Below are 23,180 nucleotides of genomic sequence, written 5' to 3'. Positions count from 1 at the left end.
GCTACACCGCGCCCCGGTCGCGCATCGCCTCGATCTCCTCGGCCGAGTAGCCGAGCGACGAGAGCACCTCGTCGGTGTGTTCGCCCAGCCGGGGCGGGTCGTCGGAGTCGACGCGCTCGAACCCGCTCGCGCGGACCGGAAACCGGGGAACGCGGACGGTTCGCCTGCGCCCCTCGGCGGTCGTCACTTCCGCGAGCGCGTCCGTCTCGGCCAGGTGCGGGTCGGCGGCGACGTCGGCCGCGTCGTTGACCGGGGCGACCGGCACCCCCGCGTCACGGAGGCGCGCGACGAGCGTTTCCGCGTCCGATTCGCCGAACGCGTCGTCGAGCAGATCGGTGAGGGCCTCGACGTGCTCCCGCCGATCTTCGAGGGTCGCAAAGCGCTCGTCGCGGTGGAGATCGAGGTCGAGCGCCTCGCACATCGCCACCCACTGGCGCTGGCTCGACGGCCCGACGAACACCCACTCGCCGTCGCCCGCCCGAAACACGTCGTACGGCGCCCAGTTCGGGTGGCTCGCCCCGAGCGGACCCGGAACCTCGTCGTACGCCTGGGCGAACGAGAGCCAGTACCCCATCAGCGCGACCGTGCTCTCGAACAGCGGCGCGGTCACCTTCCCGCCCTCGCCGGTCGCGTCGCGCCGTCGGAGCGCCCCGAGGACGGCGATCGCCCCGTAGAACGACGCCGTCATGTCGGCGACGCTCGTCCCGCAGCGGACCGGCGGCTGACCGGGGTGTCCCGTCACGCTCATCACGCCCGAGAGCGCCTCGGCGACCGGGTCGAGCGCGGGGTACCGCTCGTACGGCCCGGGGTTGAACCCCTTGATCGAGCAGTAGACGAGTTCGGGGTGGTCCTCCCGGAGGTCCTCGTAGCCGATGCCGAGCCGCTCGGCGGTGCCCGGCGCGAAGTTCTCGACGAGGACGTCGGCCTCGGCCGCCAGGTCGGCGAACACCGCCCTCCCCTCCGCGGATTTGAGGTCGACGGTGACGCTCCGCTTGTCCCGGTTCACGTAGTTGAACGAGCTGTTGCCGAGCGGGCTGGAGTCGCGGATGGCGTCGCCGCCGTCCGGGTGTTCCACCTTGATCACGTCCGCGCCCAGGTCGGCGAGCAACAGGGCGCAGAACGGCCCCGCGACGATGTGGCCGAGTTCCAGCACCGTGAGCCCCGACAGGGGACGGTCGGCTCCGCGGTCCGCCGATCCACCGGTCGTCCCGCCGTCCGATCTGACGGCGGCGTCCCCGCGGTCGCCGCCGCTCGGGTGGTCGCCGCTGCCAACCCGCGGTCCGGCGGTCCCTCCGTCGCCGACCCGCGGGCCGTCGGTTCCGTCGCTCATCGGATCGACCGCCCCCGGCCGTCGACCAGCTCCTCGCCGAAGAGGACCGATTCGCCCCCCGCGCCGAACACGAACGCGTGCTCGCGGTCGAACCCGACGACGATCCGATCGCCGGGCCGCAGCGAGTCGAGGCCGGCGGCGACGACGTCGACCCGCGTCCCGTCGTCGGTCCGCCCGTGGACGACCGACTCGATCCCGATGGGTTCGACGACCTCGACGGTCAGCTCGAACCGGTGTTCTCCCGCGTCGGGCGAGAGGAACTGCGGGCGGATCCCGATCCGGACCTCGTCGCCGACGGCCGCCGGCAGCGCGTCTGCGGGGAGCGGAACGCGGAAACCGTGCCCCACGAGCGCCGCGGTCGACCCGTCGCGGTCGACCCGGCAGGGGAGGACGTTCGTCGACGGCGTCCCGATGAACCGCGCGACGTACTCCGACCGCGGTCGGTCGAAGAGCCGGCGCGGCGGGTCCGCCTGCGCGAGCTCTCCCTCGCGCAGCAGCACGACCTGGTCGCTCATCGTCATCGCCTCGGTCTGGTCGTGCGTCACGTACACGACGGTCGTTTCGAGCTCCTGGTGGAGCCGCTGGATCTCCACGCGGAGCTCGGATTTCAGCTTCGCGTCGAGGTCGCTCATCGGCTCGTCGAGGAGCAGCACGTCGGGGTCCTGCACGAACGCGCCGCCGAGGGCGACGCGCTGCTGTTGCCCGCCGGAGAGTTCGGCCGGCATCTTCTCCAGCTGTTCCGTGATCTGGAGCGTCTCGGCGGCCTCCTCGATGCGGGCGTCGCGTTCGCCCTTCGAGACGCCCCTGATCTTCAGGCCGTAGCCGATGTTCTCGCGGACGGTCATGTGCGGGTAGAGGGCGATCGACTGGAACACCATCGCCGCGTTCCGCCGCTGCGGCGGCAGGTCCGTCACGTCGCGGTCGCCGAACAGGATCCGTCCCGACGTCGGCGTCTCCAGCCCGGCCAGCATCCGGAGCGTCGTCGTCTTCCCGCAGCCCGAGGGGCCGACGAACGTCGTGAACGACCCGTCGGGGATGTCGAGCGTGAGGCCGTCGACGGCGACGTGGGTGCTTCCGAGGGTGCGGAACTCCTTTCTGAGGTCTTCGAGGTGAATGCTCGTGGACATCGTTATTCGAGCCCTCCGACGCTGAACCCCTGCAGCAGGTACTGCTGGAGGAACAGCGCGATGAGGAACGGGGGGACGGCGATGAGAAGAGAGACGGCCATCGTCTCCCCCCAGCCGATCGTCACGCGGTCCAGAAAGAGGCTGGCCCCGACGGTGATCGTGTACATCTCGTCCCGGCTCATCACCACGCGGGCCATCGTGAAGTCGTTCCACGCGACCGCGAACGCGAAGATGGCCGCGGAGATGTACCCGGGGCGGGCGACGGGGAGCACCACGTCCCGGAGGGTGCGCCAGCGCCCCGCGCCGCGGACCCAGGCGGACTCTTCGAGCGCGATCGGGACGGTCTGGAAGTACTGCCACATCAGCCAGATCGTGAACGGCGCGGAGATGGCGGTCAGCGCGAGCGTCAGCGCGAAGTAGCTGTTCAACAGCCCGAGCGCGAAGAAGATGACGTACAGCGGGATGGCGAGCACGATCGGGCTGAACATGTAGGAAAAGAGGACGGCCCGCGCGGCGAGGCGCTTGCCGCGGAACTCGAACCGGGTGAGCCCGTACCCGGCCGCCACCGCGATGGCCGTCGAGAGGACCGTCGAACTCGCCGTGACGACGAGGCTGTTCGCGAAGTAGCGGACGGTGCTCGTCGTCTCCAGGAGGACGCGGAAGTTCCGCAGCGTGACCTCCGCCGGCACGAGGTTCACCCGCCCGCCGGAGAAGGTCGCGGCGGGCGACTGTATCGCGATGACGACCATCAGGTACACCGGCACCGTGACGAACACGGAGACGACCAGCGCGGTGAGGTAGAGCGCGGCGCGCTTGAGCCGCTTTTGCGCGCGGTACGAGAGTCGCGGTGCGCGCCGGGGTGCGGTCGCCATCAGCCGCTCACCTCCTCCTCTGGCGCGAACGCCCGGAAGTACACCGCCGCCGCCGCCGCGAGCAGCAGGAACATGATGCCGGCGAGCGCCGTCGCCAGCCCGAAGTTCACCTCGTTGAACGCGAGCTGGTAGATCCTGATGGGGAGCGTCGTCGTCTTCTGCAGCGGGCCGCCGCGGGTCGACAGGAAGATGATGTCGAACTTGTTGAACATCCAGATGCCCCGGACGAGCAGGATGATGAGGATCGCGCTCCGGAGGTGCGGCAGCGTGATGTCGCGGAACGCCTGCCACGTCGTCGCGCCCTCGACCCGAGCGCGCTCGTAGAGGTCGGAGTCGATCGCCTGCAGGCGCGCGAGGAGGATGAAAAAGGAAAACGAGCCGAACTTCCAGACGCTCGTGACGACGACGGCGGGCATCGCCCACTCCAGCGTCGAGAAGAAGGCGATCGGCTCCTCGACGAGCCCCGCGCTCACCAGCGCCTGGTTGAGCACGCCGATGTTCGGATCGAGGATGAACTTCCACATGAAGATGACGACGAGCGTGGGCAGCAGGTACGGGAAGATCATCATCGTCCGCAGCGCCGCGCCGCCGCGGACCCGCTGGTTGACGACGAGCGCGAGCCCCAGCCCGACGAGCAGACTGAGGACGGTCGTCGAGACCGCGTAGACGACGCTGTTCCAGAGGTAGCCCCAGAACGGGGGCGCGGTCAGGAGGTCGACGTAGTTCCCGAGCCCGACGAACGTCGGCTGGTTGACCGGATCCCGGAACAGGCTCATCCACAGCGCGTAGAGGATCGGCGCGACCCAAACGACCGCGAAGAACGCCACGAGCGGGAGGAAACACGCGGCGAGGAGCCACGTCGCCCCGTCGAACCGCTCCCGGACCCGCTCGCCGGTCGCCGCGCTCATTGCCCGAGTTCGCGGAGCTTCCCGCCGAGCCAGTCGACCGTCTCCCCGGGCGACTTCCCGCCGACGAGCAGCTGATCGGCCGCCTGCCCGAACACCTGGTTGCCGTAGGCGTCGGCGGCGACGATGTTGGGCGCGCCGTCGTCGCCCGTCGCGAGCACCGAGGTGAACACGTCCCAGTTGTCCTTGACCATCTGCAGCACTTCCGGGAACTGCCGTATCGTCTCGTTGTTCTCGACGGCGTCGCTGTCGAGCTGTTCGCGCGTCGGCGGGAACTGGAACAGCGGCGCCGAGAGGACGAAGTCGAAGAAGCGGTCGCTCTCGTTGAAGAACTTCACGAACTCCTGGGCGCCCTCCGTCGCCTGCCCGTCGTTTCTGACCAGGTGGCCTTCCATGTACGCCCACCACTGGTCCTGCTTTTTGCCCGCGGGGACCGGGAACGGCATCGGGCTGAGCTTCTCGACGAGGTCGGGGCGGTTCCCCTGAATCGTCAGGACGGGGAGGCCGCCGACGCTGACGATGGCCGCCGCGTTCTCCTGCTGGAGCGCGCCGATGGCGTCGCCCCACTCCCAGCCGCTGCCGTTCGGCGAGAACTCCGCCATGCGCTCGACCCACTCGAACGTCTCGACCGCGGCGTCGCGGTTCGCCCCCCGGTCGACGGTCACCTCGATCCCGTCGGACGGGCCGCGGTAGATCTCGACGTCGTTCTGCCAGAGGTACTGGGTCATCTGCGTGTCGGCGTTGTTCGTCTGCCCCGACTGGACGACGTACCCGTTCATCTCCCCCTCGTCGGTGACTCGCTTCGCCTCCGACAGCCAGTTCTCCCACGTCTCGGGGTTCTCCTCGTACACGTCGTTTCGGTACCACCCCATGAGCGGCTCGACCATCGCCGCCGCGAAGTACGACTCGCCGTCGACCGAGACGGGGTCGGGAAGGTCGTTGTCCCGCACGGCCGCGGTGACCGGCGCGAGGACGCCGTCGCGCTGGAGCCGGTAGGCGTCCGTCGAGGTGTCGAAGATGATGTCCGGCGGGTTGCCGGCGGCGACCATCTTCTGCATCTCCTGGTCCGACGAGGTCCCCTTGGAGGTGTAGATCACCTCCACCGCGTAGTCCGACTGCGCTTCGAACTCCGAGACGATCTGGTCCATGACCGGCTTCGAGTCCCCGCGGTCCGAGAGGTACCGGACGGTCGTCCCGTCGCCGCTCCCGCCGCTTCCGCCGCCACCGCCCCCGCCGCCGAGACACCCGGCCAGCGCCAGCGTCGCCGCCCCGCCGGCGGATCGGAGGAAACGGCGGCGCGTCGCTGCTCCCCGCTTCGATGTCGAGCCTGTCGCGCGTGACATGGACGATTGTTATCTATTCTCATACGTACTTTCACCCCCCACAAGTGTCGGGCCGTTAAATAGCGGACGGCGGACGCCGGATCGACGATCAGCGCGCGTCGCCGGCGACGTTCGGGGCGGCCGGCCCGTGAGAAGCGGCGACCGAGGCGCCGGCGAGCGCCTCCGACAGCATCTTCTTTTCGGCCTTCCGGAGGTGTTCCAGGAGCGTCGAGTGGCTGATTCCCAGCCGCGCCGCGAGCGTCTGCGCGTCCGTCCGCCGGGGCCAGTCGTAGTAGCCGGCCTCCAGCGCAAGCGAGAGGACCTCGGTCTGTCGCGGCGACAGCGGCGTCTCGGGCGTCGAGAACGGCTTGAGCTTGGCGAGTCGGACGCGTCCGAGGGCGCGCAGGTCCGCGATTATCGCCTTCAGGTCCGCCCGCCTGAAGACGACGACGTCGAACACGCGCGTGGTCCCCTCGAACTTGCTCATCCGCTGGAGCATCCCGTGGTTCTCGCGGATGATCGGCAGCGCGCCGGAGGACCGCTTGGTGATGAGCAGTTCCCCGTCGCCGACCCGTTCGACGTCGCGCACCGCGTCGCTCGCCAGGAGCGCGCCCTCGATCTCGTCGCGGTGATCGCCCGCGTCGATCACGAACCTGATGTACTCGTCGTCGATGACCTCGCACTGCGTCACGAGAAAGGGCCTGTCGCTCCGCTCGCTGATCCGGCTGAGGACGTAGTCCCGGTCGAGGTCGAGGTAGATAGTCGCCCGGAGCATCGGTCCACGTTACCACGCCGCAACTATGAAGCTTCCCGGCGCGCCGGCGCCCGGCGCAGAACAGTTATGCTCCGTCCGCCGGAGACCGAACCATGGCGTCACTGGCAGCCGAAACGCGGGAAGCCGTCCGCGAGCGCCCGTTTCTCCTCCGGGCGCTGCGCGCCGGCGTCGTCAACTACGCGGCCGCCGCCGAGTTTCTCGACCTCGACGGCGAGACGGAGGCCGTCTCGACGGCGCTCCGTCGATTCGCGGACGATCTGCCGCCCTACGCGGCGGACGACCGCGCGGCCCGGGTGACGATGAAGAGCGGGGTCGGGAAGACGGACGACCCCGACGAGGCGCTTTTCTTCGTCGGCGATCGCGGGTTCGCGCCCGACGCCGGCCGAGAGACCGCCGTGCTGGCGACCGGCGCGGTCGATCCGGCGGCGCTGGCGGCGGTCCTCGGCCGGCTGGAGGCGAACGACGTCGCGGTGGCGGCCGCGGGAGTGACGGCCGCGGGGGAAACGGACGGCTCGCTGGCCGTGATCGTGTCGCGGCGGGACGGCGCGGCCGCGGTTCGCGCCGTCGAGGCGGCGCTGGCCGCGGTTCCGGAGTGAACCGCGAGACGGAATGAGCGAGCGGAGGACCCCTCGTCGACCCGACAAAAACGATAAACGTCAGCTCCGACTACGTGTCACCCGTGGACAGACCCATCGAGTCGGCCGACTGGCTCTCGCTCGGTCGGGACGAGCGCGTCCGCTGGCACGACCGCCCGAGCGTCTACGTCCTCGCGCGGGATCTCGTCCCGCTCGCCGCGCTCGGACTGATCGGGCTGGCGATAGCGGTGGCCCTGAGGACCGCACTTCCCGACCTCCCGTGGTGGGTGCCGCTGCTCCCGCTCGCGCTCGTCGCCGTCGCCGCGCTCGTCGGCCTCGCGGCCTACCTCCGGTGGACGACCACGCACTACGTGATCACGACGAGCGGCATCTACCGGAAGCGCGGCGTCGTCTCCAGGGACGTGACGCGGCTGCGGATCGACCGCATCCAGAACGCGACGTACAGCCAGTCGACGCTGCAGCGGCTGCTCTCGTTCGGCGACATGACCCTCTACACCGCCGGCTCCGGGACGGTCGACCTGGTGCTGGAGGACGTGCCCGATCCGGAGCGGGTGAACCGCGTGCTGAGCGATCAGCTCGCGGAGGCGAGTGGAACGGGCCGATCCGAGAGGGCGAACCGGACGGCCGCCGACCGAACGGAGACCGCGGACGGGCTCGACTGACGGCTCGGTCGCGGCCGCGGAGGTCGGCCGTCGGACGAGAGAGTCCGCGGTCGTCGCCGGACGACCGCGCTTGAGTAACCTTTTGACCCTCGCACGGCTAGCCGAATCCGATGACGCTGTCCGTGACCAACACCCTGACGGGCGAGCGCGAGGAGTTCGAGCCAGGCGGAGACGAGGTCCTGCTCTACGTCTGCGGGCTCACGGTCTCGGACGACGCGCACCTCGGGCACGCGCGGGTGTGGGTTCACACCGACGTGATGCACAGGTGGCTGGAGCACGAGGGGTACGACGTGCGCCACGTCGAGAACTTCACAGACGTGAATGAGAAGATCGTCGCCCGGATCGGCGAGGACGACCTCGGCGAGACGGAGGCGGAGGTCGCGGCGCACTTCATCGCGTCCGTCCTCGACGACATGCGGGGGCTGAACCTCGAGCGCGCGGAGGTGTACCCCCGCGTCTCGGAGCACATCCCCGAGATCGTGGCGCTCATCGAGACGCTGATCGAGCGGGGGTACGCCTACGAGTCGAACGGCTCCGTCTACTTCGACGTCACGAAGTTCCCGGACTACGGGAAGCTCTCGAACCAGAGCGTCGAGGAGATGGAGTCGCAGGGCGACGCGTCGGAGCGGGGCGAAAAGCGCCACCCCGCGGACTTCGCGCTCTGGAAGGCCGGCGGCGTCTCGGCCGAGGACGTCGCGGAGCACCGGAAGGACGGCCGCGAGACCTCCGACGCCCCGGCGGGCCAAACGTGGGACTCGCCGTGGGGCGAGGGGCGGCCCGGCTGGCACATCGAGTGCTCCGCGATGAGCATGACGCACCTCGACGAGACGATCGACGTCCACGTCGGAGGCCACGACCTCGTCTTCCCGCACCACGAGAACGAGATCGCCCAGAGCGAGGCGGCGACGGACCGGCGGTTCGCCCGCTACTGGCTGCACACGGGACTGCTCGAGACGGCGGGCGAGAAGATGAGTTCGAGCCTCGGCAACTTCTTCACCGTGTCGAACGCCCTGGAGGAGTTCGGCCCGAACGTGATCCGGACGTTCTACCTCTCGACCGCCTACGGGTCGAAGCAGACGTTCTCCGAGGCGGCGATGGAGGAGGCGAGAGAGCGGTGGGAGCGCCTCGAACGCGCCTACGACGCCGCCGTCGAGGCGTGCGACGGCGTCGACGCCCGGACGAAGGTCGAAGATCCGGATCTCCGGGCCGCGGTCGACGAGGCCCGCGGGGAGTTCTCGCGCGCGATGAACGACGACTTCAACGCCCGCGAGGCGATGGCCGCCCTGCTGGAGCTGGCCTCGGCCGTCAACCGACACCGCGAGGGTCGAGCGGAGTACGACTACCGCGGGCTCCGCCGGGCGATCGAGGCGTTCGACGAACTCGGCGGCGGCGTGTTCGGCCTGACGTTCGGCGGGGAGGCGGCCGACGGCGACGTCCGGCTGGCGGGCGAACTGGTCGAGCTGGTCCTCGACCTGCGCGAGCGGGAGCGCGAGGCCGGCAACTACGACCGCGCGGACGAGCTGCGCGACGCGCTGGCGGAGCTGGGCGTGGAAGTCGAGGACAGCGCCGACGGCCCGACGTACCGGTTCTGATCGTCGGGAACGTCCGCGGCCCGGCGGCGGTCTCGTAGGCGCGGTCGGTCAGTCCCAGGTCACCCACAGGAGGAAGCCGACGCCGACCGTCTCCAGGACGTGCAGGGCCATCATCCCCCGCCAGGCGATGGCCGGAACCTCGCTGGCGAACCAGCCGGACAGCGTCGGATCGACGAGGTAGATGTAGAGGGCGAAGGCGTTCTCGGCGAGCAGAAACAGCGAGAACATGAGCAGTCCGAGCGTGTGCTTCGAGCGGAACTCGGCGTAGTTGCGCACCCAGACGTAGCTGAGCGCCAGCAAGAACAGAACGTTCAGCCCGGTCGCGATTCGGGCCACGTCGAACCAGACGCTCATCTCATCCTCCATTTCCCCGGGGCGTTCATATACACTTTCCCAAATCTTCCCATAGTCTCGGGCGTCGGACGGCGCATCTCACTCCACCTGCTCCATGATCGTTTCGACCGTCTCCCAGTGGTGGCGGACCTGGTCGCTCGGGAGGTACACCGCCCCGTAGCCGTCGCCGCTGTTCCGCACCATGTCGTTCTCCATCAGCACGTCGAGGTGATGGCGAACGGTCTTGTAGTCGAGATCGAGGTCGCCCGCGAGCTGGTTCGCGTTCCGCGGGCGCTCGTCGAGCGCCCGCAGGACCCGAACGCGGTTCTTCCCGCCCCGCGTTCCGGTCAGCACGTACCAGAGGACGGCCTCCATCGTCCCGTACGATTCGCCGAAATCACGTAAGCGCATCGACAGCGACCGCGTTTTTCGCGCCCGGATCTCCCGATACCGGCAATTTACACCGACACCTTCGGGCGCGCGAGCGCGCCACCGGTCGCACCGCGAGCGGTCGATCACATCGTGAACAGGCGACTGTCCTCCGGAACCTCGAAGAGGCCCATCCGGACGCCGGCGTCGAGCCAGCCGTAGCCGTAGGAGAACGAGGCGAGCGCGTTCACGGGGTCGCCCTCCTCGCGGAAGTGCCGGCCGTCGTCGAGGTACGACTCCGCCATCTTGCGGCACTCGGCGGCCGCGTTCCCCAGGGGAGTCCCCGGAGGGACGGCCGCTTCCGCCTCGGCCAGGGCGTCGGTGAGCATCTCTCCGTAGCGGTCGGTCTTTTCGACGAGGTCGGCGGGCATGTCCGAACGAACCAGCCGCCCGTCGGTAAGCGCTTCGACGCGGCCGCGTCGTCGGCCGCCCGGCGGACCGCGGATCGGCGGGGAGCGGTGAGCAGGAAGCGGCGGGTGGGACGCGGGGAGCAGCGGGAGAAGCAGGGAGAAGCGGCGGGGGTCGTCGGGAGGGCCGGGAAGCGACGGGCGGATCGCCTCCGGGATTGCGGCACGTTCGCGGGACAGCGCAAGCTAAATACACCGCGCTCGCGAACGGTCGCACATGACCGAGAGTTCTTCCAGCGACGCCGAGGGCGGCGTCGAGCACCGGAAACTCATCATCGCCGGGACGGGGATCGCGGGCCTCACGGCGGCCATCTACGCCGCGCGCTCGAACAACGAGCCGCTCGTCTTCGAGGGCGGCGAACCCGGCGGACAGCTCACGCTGACGACCGAGGTGGACAACTACCCCGGCTTCCCCGAGGGCATCTCGGGACCCGAGCTGATCAACAACATGAAAAAGCAGGCCGAGCGCTTCGGGGCCGAGATCGAAAACGGCGTCCTGGAGTCCGTCGAGCGGATCGAACCGAGTTCGACCGCGGGCAGGAGCGCCCCCGGTACCGGCGACGCCGATCGACGGCCGTTCCGCGTCGAGCTCACGAACGGCGACGCGTACACGGCGGACGCCGTCATCGCGGCCTCCGGCGCGAGCGCCCGCACCCTCGGCATCCCGGGCGAGGAGACGCTCATGGGCTACGGGCTCTCGACGTGTGCGACCTGCGACGGGGCGTTCTTCCGCGACGAGAAGATCGTGGTGATCGGCGGCGGCGACGCGGCGATGGAGGAGGCCTCGTTCCTCACGCGCTTCGCCTCGAAGGTGTACCTCGTCCACCGGCGCGAGGAGTTCCGCGCCGAGGACTACTGGATCGACCGCGTGATGGAGAAGGTCGACGACGGCGAGATCGAACTGCTGCTCAACACCGAGGTGACGGAGATCCACGGCACCCAGGAGGAGGGCGTCGACCGCGTCACCATGGTCCGCCACCCCGAGGGCCACCCGACGAAAAAGCTCGACGACCCCGAGACCGAGGAGTTCGACTTCGACGCCGGCGCCGTGTTCTACGCCATCGGCCACACGCCGAACACGGAGTACCTGGCGGGAACGGGCGTCGAGATGGACGAGGAGGGGTACATCGAGACGAAGGGCGGCGTCGGCGGCGGGCACACCGAGACAGCCGTCCCCGGCATCTTCGGCGCGGGCGACGTGGTCGACTTCCACTACCAGCAGGCGGTGACGGCCGGCGGCATGGGCTGTAAGGCGGCGATCGACGCGGACGAGTACCTCGAATCCCTCGAACGCGCGGACTCCGGGGCGGACGCGCCGGCGACCGCCGAATCGGACGACTGAGCGGATCTCGCGCCCCGGGGCGCGCGGCCGGGCGACGATAGCCGTAAGTACGCTCGGTCGCTATCGGCCGTATGAGCCTCGTCACGCGGATCATCGGGGCGAACTGGCGCTGCAAGCACTGCGGACGCGAGTACTGGTCGAACAAGCGGCAGTGCGGCGAGTGCGGAAGCACGATTTTCGTCCAGGTGAACTGAGAGGGGGTATCGTAGCCATCCGTGCATGGAGGGCGACGAGACTCGACACCGCGGTTCGAACCCTGTCGCCGAATCTATGAACAGCTACGATACCCCCTGTGAGACGGCGGGCGCGGCGACTTCGCGGCGTGAAGTCGGTCGTAACCTCCTTGGAGCGGCGACCCGTGGACCCCCGTATGGGTCTCCCGTCCGCCTCCGCTACCGCCCTCGCACCGACGCTCCAGATCGGCGGCCTCCTCGGGTTGCCGCTCGAACAGTGGCTCTGGCTGCTGCTCGCCGCGGGGGTCGCGGTCGTCGTCGCCCGCGTGGTCCTCTCCGTCGCCCGGCTCTTCCTGAGCGTCGCGTGGCGGGTCGTGACCGTCGCGACCGTGCTCGTCGGCGCGCTCTACGCGGTGTCCAAGCTCGCCCCCGCCGTCGCGCTCGCGTAGCCCGGCACGCGCGCCGTCGCCACGATCGCGGCGCGGACAGCCACTTGCCCGTCCGGCGACCGACGGCGTCCCATACCCACAGATCCTTACGTCGCCGTCACCCAGGCAGGGGTATGGTCGACACGGAAACCTACACGGTCGAAGACCCGAGCGGCGACACCGACACGTTCGACCTCCCGGCGGGCCTCGTCGACGTGCTCTCCGAGCAGGGCGAGTCGGGGGCGACGGTCGTCGCCGACGTCGCGGTCCTCTCGTTCGTCCAGCGCGCGCACGCGATCGTTCACCACGCCGAGGGCGACGCCCCGGCGGACCTGCGCGAGATCAACGAGAGGGCCGAGGAGCTGTTCGAAGAGCGGTTCGGCGTCTCGTTCGCCGAGGCGACCGGCCACCAGCACTGAACGGCCGACCGTTCAGACGAACGCGAGCGGAATCATGAGCGCGAAGCCGACGGCGAGTCCGAACAGCAGTTCCCGCCGGCCGCGGCCGGGGAGCGATCTGCCGAGATCGAGCGCCTCCGGGACGAACTCCGAGACGACGAGGTAGATCATCGCGCCGGCGGCGAAGCCGAACCCGGCCGCGACGAGGTCGCGGGCGACGCTGACGAAGGAGAAGGCGACGACCGCGCCGATCGGTTGCGGGAGGCTGGAGAAGACGGCCCACCAGACGAGCTTCCAGTTCGGCACCCCCATCGACCGCAGCGGGATCGAAACCGCGACGCCCTCGGGGACGTTGTGTATCGAGATGGCGACCGTCATGAACGCCGCGAGGACGGGCACGCCGACGCCGAGCACGGGGACGGTGTCGGCCCCGGTCAGCCCGAACTCGGCGAAAGAGACCCCGACGGCGACGCCCTCGGGGAAGCTGTGGACGGTCAGCACCCCGAGGATCAAAAGCAGCTTCCGGTAGCTCGCCTCCTCGTACTTCCGCGGGTGGACGTCGTAGCCCTCGATGAGCGCGTGGGCCGCGACCACGAGCAGGACGCCCGCGACGAGGCCGACGGCGAGATCGACCGCCGCGCCGTTCGCGAGCCCCTCCGAGAGCAGCCCGAACACGGAGGCGGAGAGCATGATGCCCGAGGCGACGCCCCAGAGGGCGACGTTCCAGCGGACGTTCAGGTCGTCGACGAAGAAGAACGGGAGCGCGCCGATCCCCGTCGCGCACGCGGTCAACAGCCCCGCGATGAACACGAACCCGAGCTCCGAGAGCGCGAGCGTCACCGGAGATCACGCGCGCTCGCGGCCCGGTTCGACGGCTCGGATCGCCGGAGCGAGGCGGGAGGACCTGCGGGGTCGGTTCGTCGACGGGTCACGTTTCTCGTAGGCGGCCTTCGGGCATATTCGTTCTCCCGGCGTTTCGTCCCGGCGGCGAGCGCGGGATCGCGGACGGCGAGGCGACGTCGCGGCGCGACCCGCGGGCTTTCGCGGCGCGGCCGGCGGACCGTCGGAACTATGCCGATCGGCGGGAATACGACCCGGCATGCACCCGCGAGCCGAGGAGTTCGCATCCCGCGTCCGCGAGGAGTACGGCGTCGACATCGAGGTCCGCGAGTTTCCGGAGGGGACGAAGACGGCCGCGGCCGCCGCGGAGGCCGTCGGCTGCGAGACGGGCCAGATCGCGAGCAGCCTGGTCTTCGAGGTCGACGGCGATCCGGTCGTCGTCGTCGCGAGCGGCGCGAACCGCGTGAGCGAGGAGAAGCTCGCGGCCCGGCTCGGAGCGGCCCCCGAACGCGTGTCGATGGCCGACGCGGAGACCGTCAGGGAAGTCACCGGCTGGAGCATCGGCGGGGTGCCACCGCTCTGTCACGCCGCGGATCCGCCCGTGCTGTTCGACGAGTCCCTGACCGCGTACGGAACGGTCTGGGCGGCCGCAGGGACGCCGACCGCGGTCTTTCCCCTCGATCCCGACTCGCTCGCGCGGCTCGCGGACGCCGATCCGGCGGACGTGGCCGAGTAGCGCGCCGACGGCGCGCTCGCTTTCGGCGCGTCGAGACGCGCCGTTTGCGCCGCTCGGCGCGTTCGACGCCGGCTTCGGGCCCCGTCGGAGTCGTTCTCGCCGCGGAATCGTCGCCACAAACGATTTCCTCTCGCCGGGCGAACTGCTCGTCGCGACGGACGAGTTCTCCCCGAGCGCCGGATCGACGCCGAGGCGGTAGAGCCCGCTCGGGCCGCGCCGCCGACTCTGAACCGTCGAAGACAGTTCCGAACGGTCCCGTGTGGCCTCGGGCCGAGGGATCTATCGGGGGATTCGGCGCGGACGGCCGGCGTTGGAGCCGGAGTAACAAATAAGTTCCAGCAAGCTAAAGTAGAGTTTAGATGAGTCGAAATCAGTGAGGGGAGAGATGCAAGAGCTAGTTGATATCTTTGTCACGTCCGTACGGGACGGCTTTATTCAGGTCAGCGTGTTCGTCGCGGTGACGGTGCTCCTGTTCAGCTACCTGCAGTACCGGACGGACGGGCGGTTGGTGAAGCGCTTGGAGAAGAGCAAACGGATACAGCCGCTCGTCGGGGCGCTCATGGGGCTCACGCCGGGGTGCGGCGGCGCGATCGTGATGATGCCGCTGTACGTCCGCGGGAGCGTGAGCTTCGGGACGGTCGTGGCGACGCTCGTCGCGACCGCGGGCGACTCGGCGTTCGTCATCCTGGTGCTCGCGCCCGAGGCGGCGCTGTACGCGTACGGCCTGGCGTTCGTCTCCGCCGTCGTCTTCGGCTACGCGATCGACGCGTTCGGGATGGGCGTGGGGCGCATCGACCGCGCGGTGGGCCGCATCGGCCGCGCCGCGACCGACGGCGGGTTCGCCACCCCGCCGATCGGCAGCCAGGTCCACCACTACGAGGAGGCGCAGGGCTGCGGGTGCGACGACGGCGTCGGGACGACGCGCGACTCGCCGGTCATGGCGAGAGTGAGCGAGGCGGCGCTCGGCCTCTGGTGGCTCGCCGCCGCCGGCGGGCTGGCGATCGGCGTCGTGTTCCTCGCGATCGGCGCGCCGGACGTTCCTCTGGCGTTGGGACTCAGCTTCGCCGGCGCGTTCACCGTCTTCGGCATCGCCGGCACGGTGCTGTCGTTCTACCTGTACTTCGTCGGCCGGCGCTACATCGGCCACGGCCACGTCGGGCGCGCCCGCGACACGTTCGGCACGGTGTACGAGACGCTGACCCACGCGGCGATGGAGACGTCGTTCGTCACCGTCTGGGTCATCGCCGCGTACCTCCTCTACGAGTACGGGATCGTGTTCACCGGTATCGACATGCAGGCGTTCGCCGCCGCCGCGGGCGTGCTCGCGCCCCTCGGCGCGGCGGCCGTCGGGCTGATCCCCGGCTGCGGGCCGCAGATCGTCCTCGCAACGGCGTACACGCAGGGGGCGATCCCCTTCTCGGCGCTCGTGGCGAACGCCATCAGCCAGGATGGGGACGCGCTGTTCCCGCTCCTGGCCATCGACAAGCGGGCCGCGGTCGTCGCCAGCATCTACACGACGATCCCCGCGCTCGTCGTCGGCGTCGGGCTCCACCTGCTGTTCGGGCCGATGTTCGAGTTCGGGGTGATCGGATGACCGGGGACGCGTCCGCCGAGAGCGAGGCGGTCCGCGCCTGGCTCGTCGAGCGCACCTACTCCGACGACGAGCAGAACGTCGTCATCCTCGTGTACGCGACCCCCGACGGGACGCGCTACCTCCGCAAGGAGCGCGCGCTGACGAGCTTCGACGACGCCCGCGACACGACGGCCGCGATCGACGCGGAGCCGGGAAACCTGGGGCGGGTCGACGATCCCGAGACGCGGGAGGCGTACGCGTCGGAGGCCGAGCGGATGCGAGCGAAGCACGATCCGGACGACCTCATCTGATTTTTCTCGCCCGGGCGAGTCGATTCGACCCCGTTCCGGGGGCTGAGATTTATGCGTCGGCGGGTCGGACACTCCGAACGATGCATCCGTCAGCTCCGACGACCGACGCCGAATCGCCCTCCGGTCCGGAACAGCCCGGGCCCGCACGCCGTTCATGGGCGCGCTGACAGACCCCCGCAGGCGCGGGGTGATCCTCGTCGCCGCCGGCACGCTGCTCGTCGTGCTGACGTTCGGCGGCAGCTGGGTCCTCGCCGCCGACACGACGAACGTCACCTCCGAGGCGGACACCGAAAACGGCACGATCGTCGGCGTGCAGGGGCCCGCACGGGGCGGAAACGTGACCATGCTCGACGGCGACGGCAACGTCTCGTGGTCGCACGGGAACGCGATCGGCTACACGGACGTCACCTACCTGGACAACGGATCGGTGCTGGCGACGTTCGCCGCCGGCGGCTACCGGGAGTGCGGACCGTACGAACCGCCGTGCAAGCGGACGGGCGTGCGCATCATCCGACCGCAGCCCGAACCGCACGTCGTCTACGAGTGGACCTACCCGGTCCGGACGCGCAAGGACAGCGAGGTCCACGACGCCGAGATCACGCCCTCCGGCGAGCTGCTCGTCGCCGACATGGAGTACGAGAGCGTCTTCACGATGAAGATGTCGACCGGCGAGCGGACGTGGACGTGGAACGCGAGCAGCTACTACGAGGCCCCCGAGGATCCCACGCGGGAGGACTGGCTCCACATCAACGACGTCGATCGCATCGGCGAGGACCGCTACCTCGTCTCCGTCCGCAACACGAACCAGCTCCTCGTTATTGAACGAGGAAAGGGCGTCGTCGAGGTGATCAACGAGGACCGCGACCCGTCCGTCATGTACGAGCAGCACAACCCGCAGTGGCTCGGCGACGGGGCCGTGGTCGTCGCCGACAGCGAGAACGACCGGGTCGTCGAGCTCCACCGAAACGACGACGGCGAGTGGGAGGTGGTCTGGGTGCTCACGGAGGCGGACGGGATCGCGTTCGACTGGCCGCGGGACGCCGATCGACTGCCGAACGGCAACACCCTGATCACGGACAGCCGGAACAACCGGATCGTCGAGGTCCGCCGCGACGGGAGCGTCGTGGCGAGCTACACCGTGGAAGCGCTGCCCTACGAGGCCGACCGCGTCCCCTTCGAGGAGTCCGCGAGAAACCCCTACCCCGCGTCCTCGGACGGCGTCGACCCGGACGAGACGGGCGGCCGGGACGTTCCGGTCCTGTCGACGCTCCTCGCCGGACTCAGACACGCGGTCGCGCTGCCGTACTGGGTGTCCGAGCTCCACCTGGTCGCCGCGCTCGTCGCGCTGGGTCTGTACGCGTGGGGCGGACGCCTCCTCGCCAGTGGGTGAGGCGCATCGGCCGGTCGGCCGACTCGCCACCGGTCCGCCGCGACCGGCTTTCCTCGACCGGTCCCCGACTCACCGCCGATCCCTCTCCGCCCGTCCGAAGATCGTCCGCGGACCGCGCGCTCGCCGTCCATCTGCAACGATTTTTCGATCGGCTGAAAAGTGGTGACAGGTGCCGTGAGACGCCGCACATGCCCAGTTTTATGCGGAGACGGCGGCAACTCTCGTCCGATGGGAGAGCTAGCCGAGTTATTCGCGCCGGAGCGGATCGCCGTCATCGGCGCGACGGAGCGCGAGGGGTCCGTCGGCCGCGCCATCATGGACAATCTCGTCACCGACTTCGATGGCGAGGTCGTGCCGGTCAACCCCAACTACAACGAGGTGCTCGGGTTGCCGTGCGTCCCCGAAGTCGCCGACGCGGACGCCGACCTCGCGGTCGTCGTCGTTCCCCCGCACATCGCCGTCGACGCCGTCCGCGAGGCCGGCGAGGCGGGCGTGGGGAGCGCCGTCGTCATCACGGCCGGCTTCGGCGAGACCGGCAGCGAGGGCGCGAACCGCGAGCGGGAGCTCACCGACGTCGCGGCGGAGTACGACCTCGACCTCGTCGGGCCGAACAGCCTCGGAATCATGAGCACGCCGAACGGCATGAACGCCACGTTCGGCCCCGAGAACGCCGAGCCGGGGTCGATGTCGTTCATGAGCCAGTCGGGCGCGTTCATCACGGCCGTCCTCGACTGGGCGAACGACGAGGGGATCGGCTTCAAGGACGTCGTCTCGCTGGGCAACAAGGCCGTCCTCGACGAGTCCGACTTCGTCCGGGAGTGGGGCGACGACCCCGACACGGACGTCGTCATCGGGTACCTCGAGGGGATCGAGCACGGCCGGGAGTTCATCGACGCCGCCCGCGAGGTGACGGGGGACACGCCGATCGTCCTCGTCAAGTCGGGTCGCACGGACGCCGGGGCGCAGGCCGCCTCCTCGCACACCGGCACGATCGCCGGAAGTGAGCAGGCCTACGAGGCGGGCCTCGACCAGGCGGGCGTCATCCGCGCCGAGTCAGTCCAGGAGCTCTTCGACGCGGCGCAGATGCTCGCCAACCAGCCGCTGCCCGACGGCGACGACGTCGCCGTCATCACGAACGCCGGCGGACCGGGCGTGATGTCGACCGACGCGGTCGGCGAGTCCGGCCTCTCGATGGCCTCCTTCTCCGAGGAGACCCTCGCGGCCTTCGAGGAGAAACTCCCCGAGGAGGGGAACATCTACAACCCGGTCGACATCGTCGGCGACGCCGACATCGACCGGTTCCGAGACGCGCTCGACGTCGCCCTCGGCGACGGGAACGTCGGCATGGCGCTCGTGCTCTCGTGTCCGACGGCGGTCCTCGACTACGAGGACCTCGCGGAGGCGACGGTCGAGATGCGCGAAAAGCACGGCAAGCCCGTCGCGGCCTGCTTCATGGGCGGCGAGCGGGTCGCCCCCGCGGCCGAGATCCTCGGGGAGGCGGGGATTCCGAACTATTTCGACCCCGCGCGGGCCGTCGGGGCGCTCGACGCGCTGCGGCGGTACCGCGGGATCAGCGAGCGCGAGTACGAGGCGCCGACGGCGTTCGACGTCGACCGCGAGCGCGCCCGCGAGGTACTCGAGAGCGTGAGAGGCCGCGACGACAACCGCCTCGGCGTCGAGGCGATGGGGCTGCTCGACGCCTACGGCATCGAGACGCCCGCGGGCGCCATCGTCGACTCGCCGACGGCGGCCGAGGAGGCGGCGGCCGACGTCGACGGCGACGTCGTGATGAAGATCGTGAGCCCGGACATCCTGCACAAGTCGGACATCGGCGGCGTCAAGGTCGGCGTCGCGGACGAGGACGTGTACGACGCCTACGAGGACCTCGTGACGCGGGCGCGCAACTACCAGCCGGACGCGACCATCCTCGGCGTGCAGGTGCAGGAGATGGTCGACCTCGACTCGGGCGTCGAGACCATCGTCGGCGTGAACCGCGACCCGCAGTTCGGGCCGCTCCTCATGTTCGGTCTCGGCGGCATCTTCGTCGAGATCCTCGAGGACACCACGTTCAGGGTCGCGCCCGTCTCCGAACGCGAGGCGACGGAGATGACGGAGGAGATCAAGACGGCGCCGCTCCTCAGGGGCGCGCGCGGCCGCGACCCGGTCGACCGCGGCGGCATCGTCGAGACGATCCAACGCCTGTCGCAGCTCGTCACGGACTTCCCGGCGATCCTCGAACTGGACGTCAACCCGCTCGTCGCGACGTCCGACGGCGTGAAGGCCGTCGACGTCAGACTGACCGTCGACCCCGACGAACTCTGAACACACCCCCCCGACAAGCCATGAACACGCTACTCGTCACATCGATCCAGGACAGCACCGGAAAGACCGCCGTCACGATCGCGCTCGGCCTGCTCGCGCAGGAGCGCGGCCTCGACGTCGGCTACATGAAGCCGAAGGGGACGCGCCTGCAGAGCAACGTCGGCAAGACGCTCGACCGGGACCCGATGCTCGCGCGGGAGCTGCTCGGGCTCGACGCCGAGATGCACCAGATGGAGCCCATCGTCTACTCGCCGACGTTCGTCGACGGCGCGATCCGCGGCCAGGAGGACGGCCAGGAGCTCGCCGAGATCGTCCGCGAGTACTACGACCAGCTCGCAGACGACAGCGACCTCATGCTCGTCGAGGGCGCGGGGCGCTACACAACCGGCGGCATCATCGACCTCGACGACCCCGCGGTCGCCGAACTGCTCGACGCCGACGTGCTGCTCGTCGCCGACTACGGGAAGCCCGCGGACGTCGACGAGGTGCTCGCAGCGGCCGACGACTTCGGCGACCGGCTCGCCGGCGTCATGTTCAACCGCGTCGCGGACGCGGCGTTCGACGAGCTCGAGACGGACGTGGTCCCGTTCCTCGAAAACCGCGGCGTCACCGTCCTCGGCGTCCTGCCGCGCAAGCGGGAGCTCGCGGGCGTCACGATCGAGGGGCTCGCGGACGAACTCGGCGCGGAGGTGGCGACCGACGCGCCGACGGACGCGTTCGTCGAGCGCTTCCTCGTCGGCGCGATGAGCGGCGACTCGGCGCTCCGGTACTTCCGGCGCACCAAGGACGCCGCGGTCATCACCGGCGGCGACCGCTCGGAGATCCACACGGCCGCGCTCGAAGCGCCCGGCGTGAAGTGTCTCATTCTCACGGGCGGCCTCCGCCCGCCGAGCGCGGTGCTCGGCCGCGCCGAGGAGAAGGGCGTCCCCGTCCTGCTCGTCAACGCGGACACCCTCACCACCATCGAGCGCGCCGAGGGGGTCGTCCGCGGCGGTCGGACCCGCGACGAGCACACCGTCACCCTGCTGCGCGACCTGCTGTTCGAGCACGCCGACGTCGACGCGCTGATCGGCGCGGCGGACGCGGCGGAGGACTGACGGGGACGGGAACCGCCGCGGGATGGACTGCGGGCGGACGGGCGTCCCGGCGTCGGTTCCGGTTCCGGTGCGCGTCGAGTTCCGGTTTCGGCCCAGTTTCGCTTGTACTTTCGCTTGTATTCCGGTCCGACCTCGGCTCCGGTCCGGTTCGAGTCGCGGCCCCGAACGGCGATCGGGAGAGAAACGCGCTTAAGGCCTTCCGGACGAATGCGGAGGTGATGCAGGAGCCCCTCGACGTGTTGGTCGTCGGCGAGGACGAGTGGCTCGACCGGCTCGGTGCGTCTCTCGCGCGCGATCACGGGCTCGACGTGACGTCCGTCGGGACGGCGACGGAGGCGGTCGAGCGGTTGAATTCCGGGACGGACGCCGTCGTCGTCGGCGACGAACTGCTGGACGCCGCCGGGCTCGCGACCGTCGAATCGCTCCGCGACCGCCGGTCGTCGCTGACAGTCGCGGTGCTTCACCGCACGGGCGATGAGGCCGCGAGGGCGCTCGACGCCGGCGCAGACCGCTGCGTCCGTCGGGGCGGGAGCGACGCCGACGACGTCGCGCTCGAACTCGCCGCGGTGCTCCGCCACACCGTCGACTCCTACGCGTCGGAGCGCACCCTCCCCGGCGAGACCGACCTCGTGGGGTCTGCCCTGGACACGCTGACGGACATCTTCTTCGTGTTCGACCTGGAGGGGAACTTCCTCCGCTGGAACGAGCGCCTGACGGCGGTCACGGGGTACGGCGACGACGCCATCGCCGGGATGTCGCCGACGGACTTCGTCGCGCGGGAGGACGCGGAACCGATCACGGCGGCGATCGCCCGGGCCGTGTCGGAGGGGCAGGCGCAGACGCAGGCCGACATACTCACCACGGACGGCGAGCGCATCCCCTACGAGTTCACGGGGTCGCTCCTCAGGGACGAGGCCGGCGAACCGATCGCCATCTGCGGGATCGGCCGCGACATCACGGAGCGCAAGCGCCGCGAGCGCGCGCTCGAACGGCAGGCCGAGCGGCTGGAGACGCTGAACCACATCAACGCGGTCATCCGCGACGTGAACGAGGCGCTCGTCCGAGCGTCCACGCGCGAGGAGATCGAACGGGCGGTCTGCGAGCACCTCGCCGACGAGGGGCTGTACCGGTTCGCGTGGATCGGCGAACTCGACTTCACCGGCGAGCGGGTCGACCCGCGCGCGTGGGCGGGCGTCGAGGAGGGATACCTCGACGAGCGGTCGGTCGTCGAACCCGTCGGGAACGGCAGCGTGACGGCCGCGACCGCGATCGAGAAGAGGGCCGTCCTCGTCGCGCAGAACATCGCGGACGACCCGGCGTCCGAACCGTGGCGCGAGGCGGCGCTCGAACGCGGCTACCGATCGGCGGCCGCGATCCCCCTCGAGTACCGCGACGCGACGTACGGCGTCCTCTGCGTGTACGCGCCGCGGCCGAACGCCTTCGACGAGACCGAACGGGCGGTGCTGGCGGAGCTCGGCGAGACGATCGCCTACGCGATCAGCGCGGTCGAACAGCGACGCGCGCTCGTGAGCGACGCCGTCATCGAGCTGAGCGTGGGCTTCCCGGACGTCGGCCCGTTCTTCGTCGAGGCCTCGGCTGCGGCCAACTGCGCCGTGTCGCTGGAGGGCGCCGTCGAGCGGGCCGACGGCTCGCTGGCCGAGTTCCTCTCCGTGGAGGGCGGCCCGGCAGAGGCGGTGATCGATCTCGCGCGCGAGCGGGGCGGCGAGGCGGCGCTCGTCGCCGAGTACGACGGGGCGAGCGTCGTCAGAGTGACGACGCCCGACGCGTCTATCGCCTCGCTGGTGGCCGACCACGGGGGCGTCCTCCGCCGCGCCTCCGCCGAGGGCGGCGCGGGCGAAACCCGCATCGAACTCCCCCAGCGGGCGGACGTCCGGACGGTCATCGAGGCCGTCCGGGGGCGGTACCCGAGCGCGGAGCTTCTCGCCCAGCGCGAGCGCGAGCGCACGAGCGCCCGCGGGTTGGAGTTCCGGAACGCGCTCGACGACGCCCTCACGGAGCGCCAGCGGGAGGTGCTCGAGACGGCGTACCTCGCCGGCTACTTCGAGTGGCCGCGGGGCAGCACCGCCGAGGAGATCGCCGACTCGCTCGACATCTCCGCGCCGACGTTCCACGAGCACATCCGCCGCGTCCAGAACAAGCTGCTGCGCGCGTTCTTCGAGGGCGACGCCGAACCCGAGGAGTAGCGCACCCCGGTCGCGC

24 protein-coding genes are annotated in these 23,180 nt (G+C 70.1%); 14 read left to right on the top strand and 10 right to left on the bottom strand.

The features are described from left to right. Window position 1: 1 nt before the first annotated feature. The 6 genes from CNO20_RS13770 to CNO20_RS13745 form a co-directional block, all read right to left on the bottom strand. Entirely contained in the window at window positions 2-1,330 is a 1,329-nt protein-coding gene (locus CNO20_RS13770; RefSeq protein ID WP_101296687.1) for a CaiB/BaiF CoA transferase family protein, read from the bottom strand. Next, complete coding sequence (locus CNO20_RS13765; protein ID WP_101296686.1) at window positions 1,327-2,457, bottom strand: ABC transporter ATP-binding protein; 1,131 nt, start codon at window positions 2,455-2,457, stop codon at window positions 1,327-1,329. The genes CNO20_RS13770 and CNO20_RS13765 overlap by 4 nt, the downstream gene beginning before the upstream one ends. A 2-nt stretch (window positions 2,458-2,459) precedes the next feature. Next, window positions 2,460-3,329 carry a carbohydrate ABC transporter permease gene (locus CNO20_RS13760; RefSeq protein ID WP_101296685.1) on the bottom strand — a complete coding sequence of 290 codons (870 nt, stop codon included), beginning with the start codon at window positions 3,327-3,329 and terminating at the stop codon, window positions 2,460-2,462. After that, window positions 3,329-4,237 (bottom strand): carbohydrate ABC transporter permease, encoded by a 909-nt coding sequence (locus CNO20_RS13755; RefSeq protein ID WP_101296684.1) that lies wholly within the window; start codon window positions 4,235-4,237, stop codon window positions 3,329-3,331. The genes CNO20_RS13760 and CNO20_RS13755 overlap by 1 nt, the downstream gene beginning before the upstream one ends. Beyond that, the gene (locus CNO20_RS13750; RefSeq protein WP_233204201.1) at window positions 4,234-5,493 is read right to left on the bottom strand and encodes an ABC transporter substrate-binding protein; all 1,260 of its coding nucleotides are present in this window, start codon (window positions 5,491-5,493) and stop codon (window positions 4,234-4,236) included. Before CNO20_RS13750 ends, CNO20_RS13755 begins: the two co-directional genes overlap by 4 nt. A gap of 172 nt (window positions 5,494-5,665) precedes the next feature. Then, window positions 5,666-6,331 (bottom strand): helix-turn-helix domain-containing protein, encoded by a 666-nt coding sequence (locus CNO20_RS13745; protein ID WP_101296682.1) that lies wholly within the window; start codon window positions 6,329-6,331, stop codon window positions 5,666-5,668. 92 nt (window positions 6,332-6,423) lie between these two features. Here CNO20_RS13745 and CNO20_RS13740 point away from each other — a divergent pair, with 92 nt between their 5' ends. The 3 genes from CNO20_RS13740 to cysS all read left to right on the top strand — a co-directional run bounded on the left by CNO20_RS13740 (window position 6,424) and on the right by cysS (window position 9,181). After that, a complete protein-coding gene (locus tag CNO20_RS13740) occupies window positions 6,424-6,927 on the top strand; it encodes a DUF7523 family protein (RefSeq protein WP_101296681.1) in 504 nt (167 codons plus the stop codon). Between the two features lie 83 nt (window positions 6,928-7,010). Further along, window positions 7,011-7,589 (top strand): PH domain-containing protein, encoded by a 579-nt coding sequence (locus tag CNO20_RS13735; RefSeq protein ID WP_158237415.1) that lies wholly within the window; start codon window positions 7,011-7,013, stop codon window positions 7,587-7,589. Between the two features lie 110 nt (window positions 7,590-7,699). After that, complete coding sequence (gene cysS / locus CNO20_RS13730; RefSeq protein ID WP_101296679.1) at window positions 7,700-9,181, top strand: cysteine--tRNA ligase; 1,482 nt, start codon at window positions 7,700-7,702, stop codon at window positions 9,179-9,181. Window positions 9,182-9,229: 48 nt separating this feature from the next. On the opposite strand, the gene CNO20_RS13725 is transcribed toward cysS, so the two are convergent. The 3 genes from CNO20_RS13725 to CNO20_RS13715 all read right to left on the bottom strand — a co-directional run bounded on the left by CNO20_RS13725 (window position 9,230) and on the right by CNO20_RS13715 (window position 10,314). Then, window positions 9,230-9,535: a DUF8036 family membrane protein gene (locus tag CNO20_RS13725; RefSeq protein ID WP_101296751.1), complete on the bottom strand. Its 306-nt coding sequence runs from the start codon at window positions 9,533-9,535 to the stop codon at window positions 9,230-9,232. 78 nt (window positions 9,536-9,613) lie between these two features. Beyond that, the gene (locus CNO20_RS13720; RefSeq protein ID WP_101296678.1) at window positions 9,614-9,889 is read right to left on the bottom strand and encodes an ArsR/SmtB family transcription factor; all 276 of its coding nucleotides are present in this window, start codon (window positions 9,887-9,889) and stop codon (window positions 9,614-9,616) included. A gap of 140 nt (window positions 9,890-10,029) precedes the next feature. Next, window positions 10,030-10,314, bottom strand: a complete 285-nt coding sequence (locus CNO20_RS13715; protein WP_101296677.1) for a DUF357 domain-containing protein — start codon at window positions 10,312-10,314, stop codon at window positions 10,030-10,032. Between the two features lie 253 nt (window positions 10,315-10,567). Here CNO20_RS13715 and CNO20_RS13710 point away from each other — a divergent pair, with 253 nt between their 5' ends. The 4 genes from CNO20_RS13710 to CNO20_RS13700 all read left to right on the top strand — a co-directional run bounded on the left by CNO20_RS13710 (window position 10,568) and on the right by CNO20_RS13700 (window position 12,712). Continuing rightward, window positions 10,568-11,692: an NAD(P)/FAD-dependent oxidoreductase gene (locus CNO20_RS13710; protein ID WP_101296676.1), complete on the top strand. Its 1,125-nt coding sequence runs from the start codon at window positions 10,568-10,570 to the stop codon at window positions 11,690-11,692. Window positions 11,693-11,763: 71 nt separating this feature from the next. Continuing rightward, window positions 11,764-11,886 carry a hypothetical protein gene (locus CNO20_RS24115; RefSeq protein WP_269844145.1) on the top strand — a complete coding sequence of 41 codons (123 nt, stop codon included), beginning with the start codon at window positions 11,764-11,766 and terminating at the stop codon, window positions 11,884-11,886. Between the two features lie 176 nt (window positions 11,887-12,062). Beyond that, window positions 12,063-12,314, top strand: coding sequence for a DUF8029 family protein (locus CNO20_RS13705; RefSeq protein WP_101296675.1), 252 nt, complete (start codon window positions 12,063-12,065; stop codon window positions 12,312-12,314). 113 nt (window positions 12,315-12,427) lie between these two features. Continuing rightward, window positions 12,428-12,712, top strand: coding sequence for a DUF7545 family protein (locus CNO20_RS13700; protein ID WP_101296674.1), 285 nt, complete (start codon window positions 12,428-12,430; stop codon window positions 12,710-12,712). 12 nt (window positions 12,713-12,724) lie between these two features. Here the strand turns inward: CNO20_RS13700 and CNO20_RS13695 are convergent, their stop codons facing one another. After that, complete coding sequence (locus tag CNO20_RS13695) at window positions 12,725-13,531, bottom strand: ZIP family metal transporter (protein WP_101296673.1); 807 nt, start codon at window positions 13,529-13,531, stop codon at window positions 12,725-12,727. Between the two features lie 259 nt (window positions 13,532-13,790). Between CNO20_RS13695 and CNO20_RS13690 the strand changes: the two genes are divergently transcribed. From CNO20_RS13690 to CNO20_RS13660, 7 genes are all read left to right on the top strand, one after another. Continuing rightward, on the top strand, window positions 13,791-14,267 hold the full coding sequence (locus tag CNO20_RS13690; RefSeq protein ID WP_101296672.1) for a YbaK/EbsC family protein: 477 nt from the start codon (window positions 13,791-13,793) through the stop codon (window positions 14,265-14,267). 385 nt (window positions 14,268-14,652) lie between these two features. Continuing rightward, window positions 14,653-15,861: a putative manganese transporter gene (locus CNO20_RS13685; protein ID WP_101296671.1), complete on the top strand. Its 1,209-nt coding sequence runs from the start codon at window positions 14,653-14,655 to the stop codon at window positions 15,859-15,861. Next, window positions 15,858-16,151, top strand: a complete 294-nt coding sequence (locus CNO20_RS13680) for a DUF7967 family protein (protein WP_101296670.1) — start codon at window positions 15,858-15,860, stop codon at window positions 16,149-16,151. The genes CNO20_RS13685 and CNO20_RS13680 overlap by 4 nt, the downstream gene beginning before the upstream one ends. A 154-nt stretch (window positions 16,152-16,305) precedes the next feature. Further along, complete coding sequence (locus CNO20_RS13675) at window positions 16,306-17,541, top strand: hypothetical protein (RefSeq protein WP_101296669.1); 1,236 nt, start codon at window positions 16,306-16,308, stop codon at window positions 17,539-17,541. A gap of 228 nt (window positions 17,542-17,769) precedes the next feature. Continuing rightward, window positions 17,770-19,863, top strand: a complete 2,094-nt coding sequence (locus tag CNO20_RS13670) for an acetate--CoA ligase family protein (protein ID WP_101296668.1) — start codon at window positions 17,770-17,772, stop codon at window positions 19,861-19,863. A gap of 20 nt (window positions 19,864-19,883) precedes the next feature. Then, window positions 19,884-20,960 carry a phosphotransacetylase family protein gene (locus CNO20_RS13665; RefSeq protein ID WP_101296667.1) on the top strand — a complete coding sequence of 359 codons (1,077 nt, stop codon included), beginning with the start codon at window positions 19,884-19,886 and terminating at the stop codon, window positions 20,958-20,960. 218 nt (window positions 20,961-21,178) lie between these two features. Continuing rightward, on the top strand, window positions 21,179-23,164 hold the full coding sequence (locus CNO20_RS13660; protein WP_101296666.1) for a bacterio-opsin activator domain-containing protein: 1,986 nt from the start codon (window positions 21,179-21,181) through the stop codon (window positions 23,162-23,164). Window positions 23,165-23,180 lie beyond the last annotated feature (16 nt).

The sequence above is a fragment of the Halegenticoccus soli genome, from assembly GCF_002844195.1.
Taxonomy (GTDB): domain Archaea; phylum Halobacteriota; class Halobacteria; order Halobacteriales; family Haloferacaceae; genus Halegenticoccus; species Halegenticoccus soli.
Note: the sequence above shows the minus strand (reverse complement) of the source record. Positions and strands in the feature narration are given on the sequence as shown.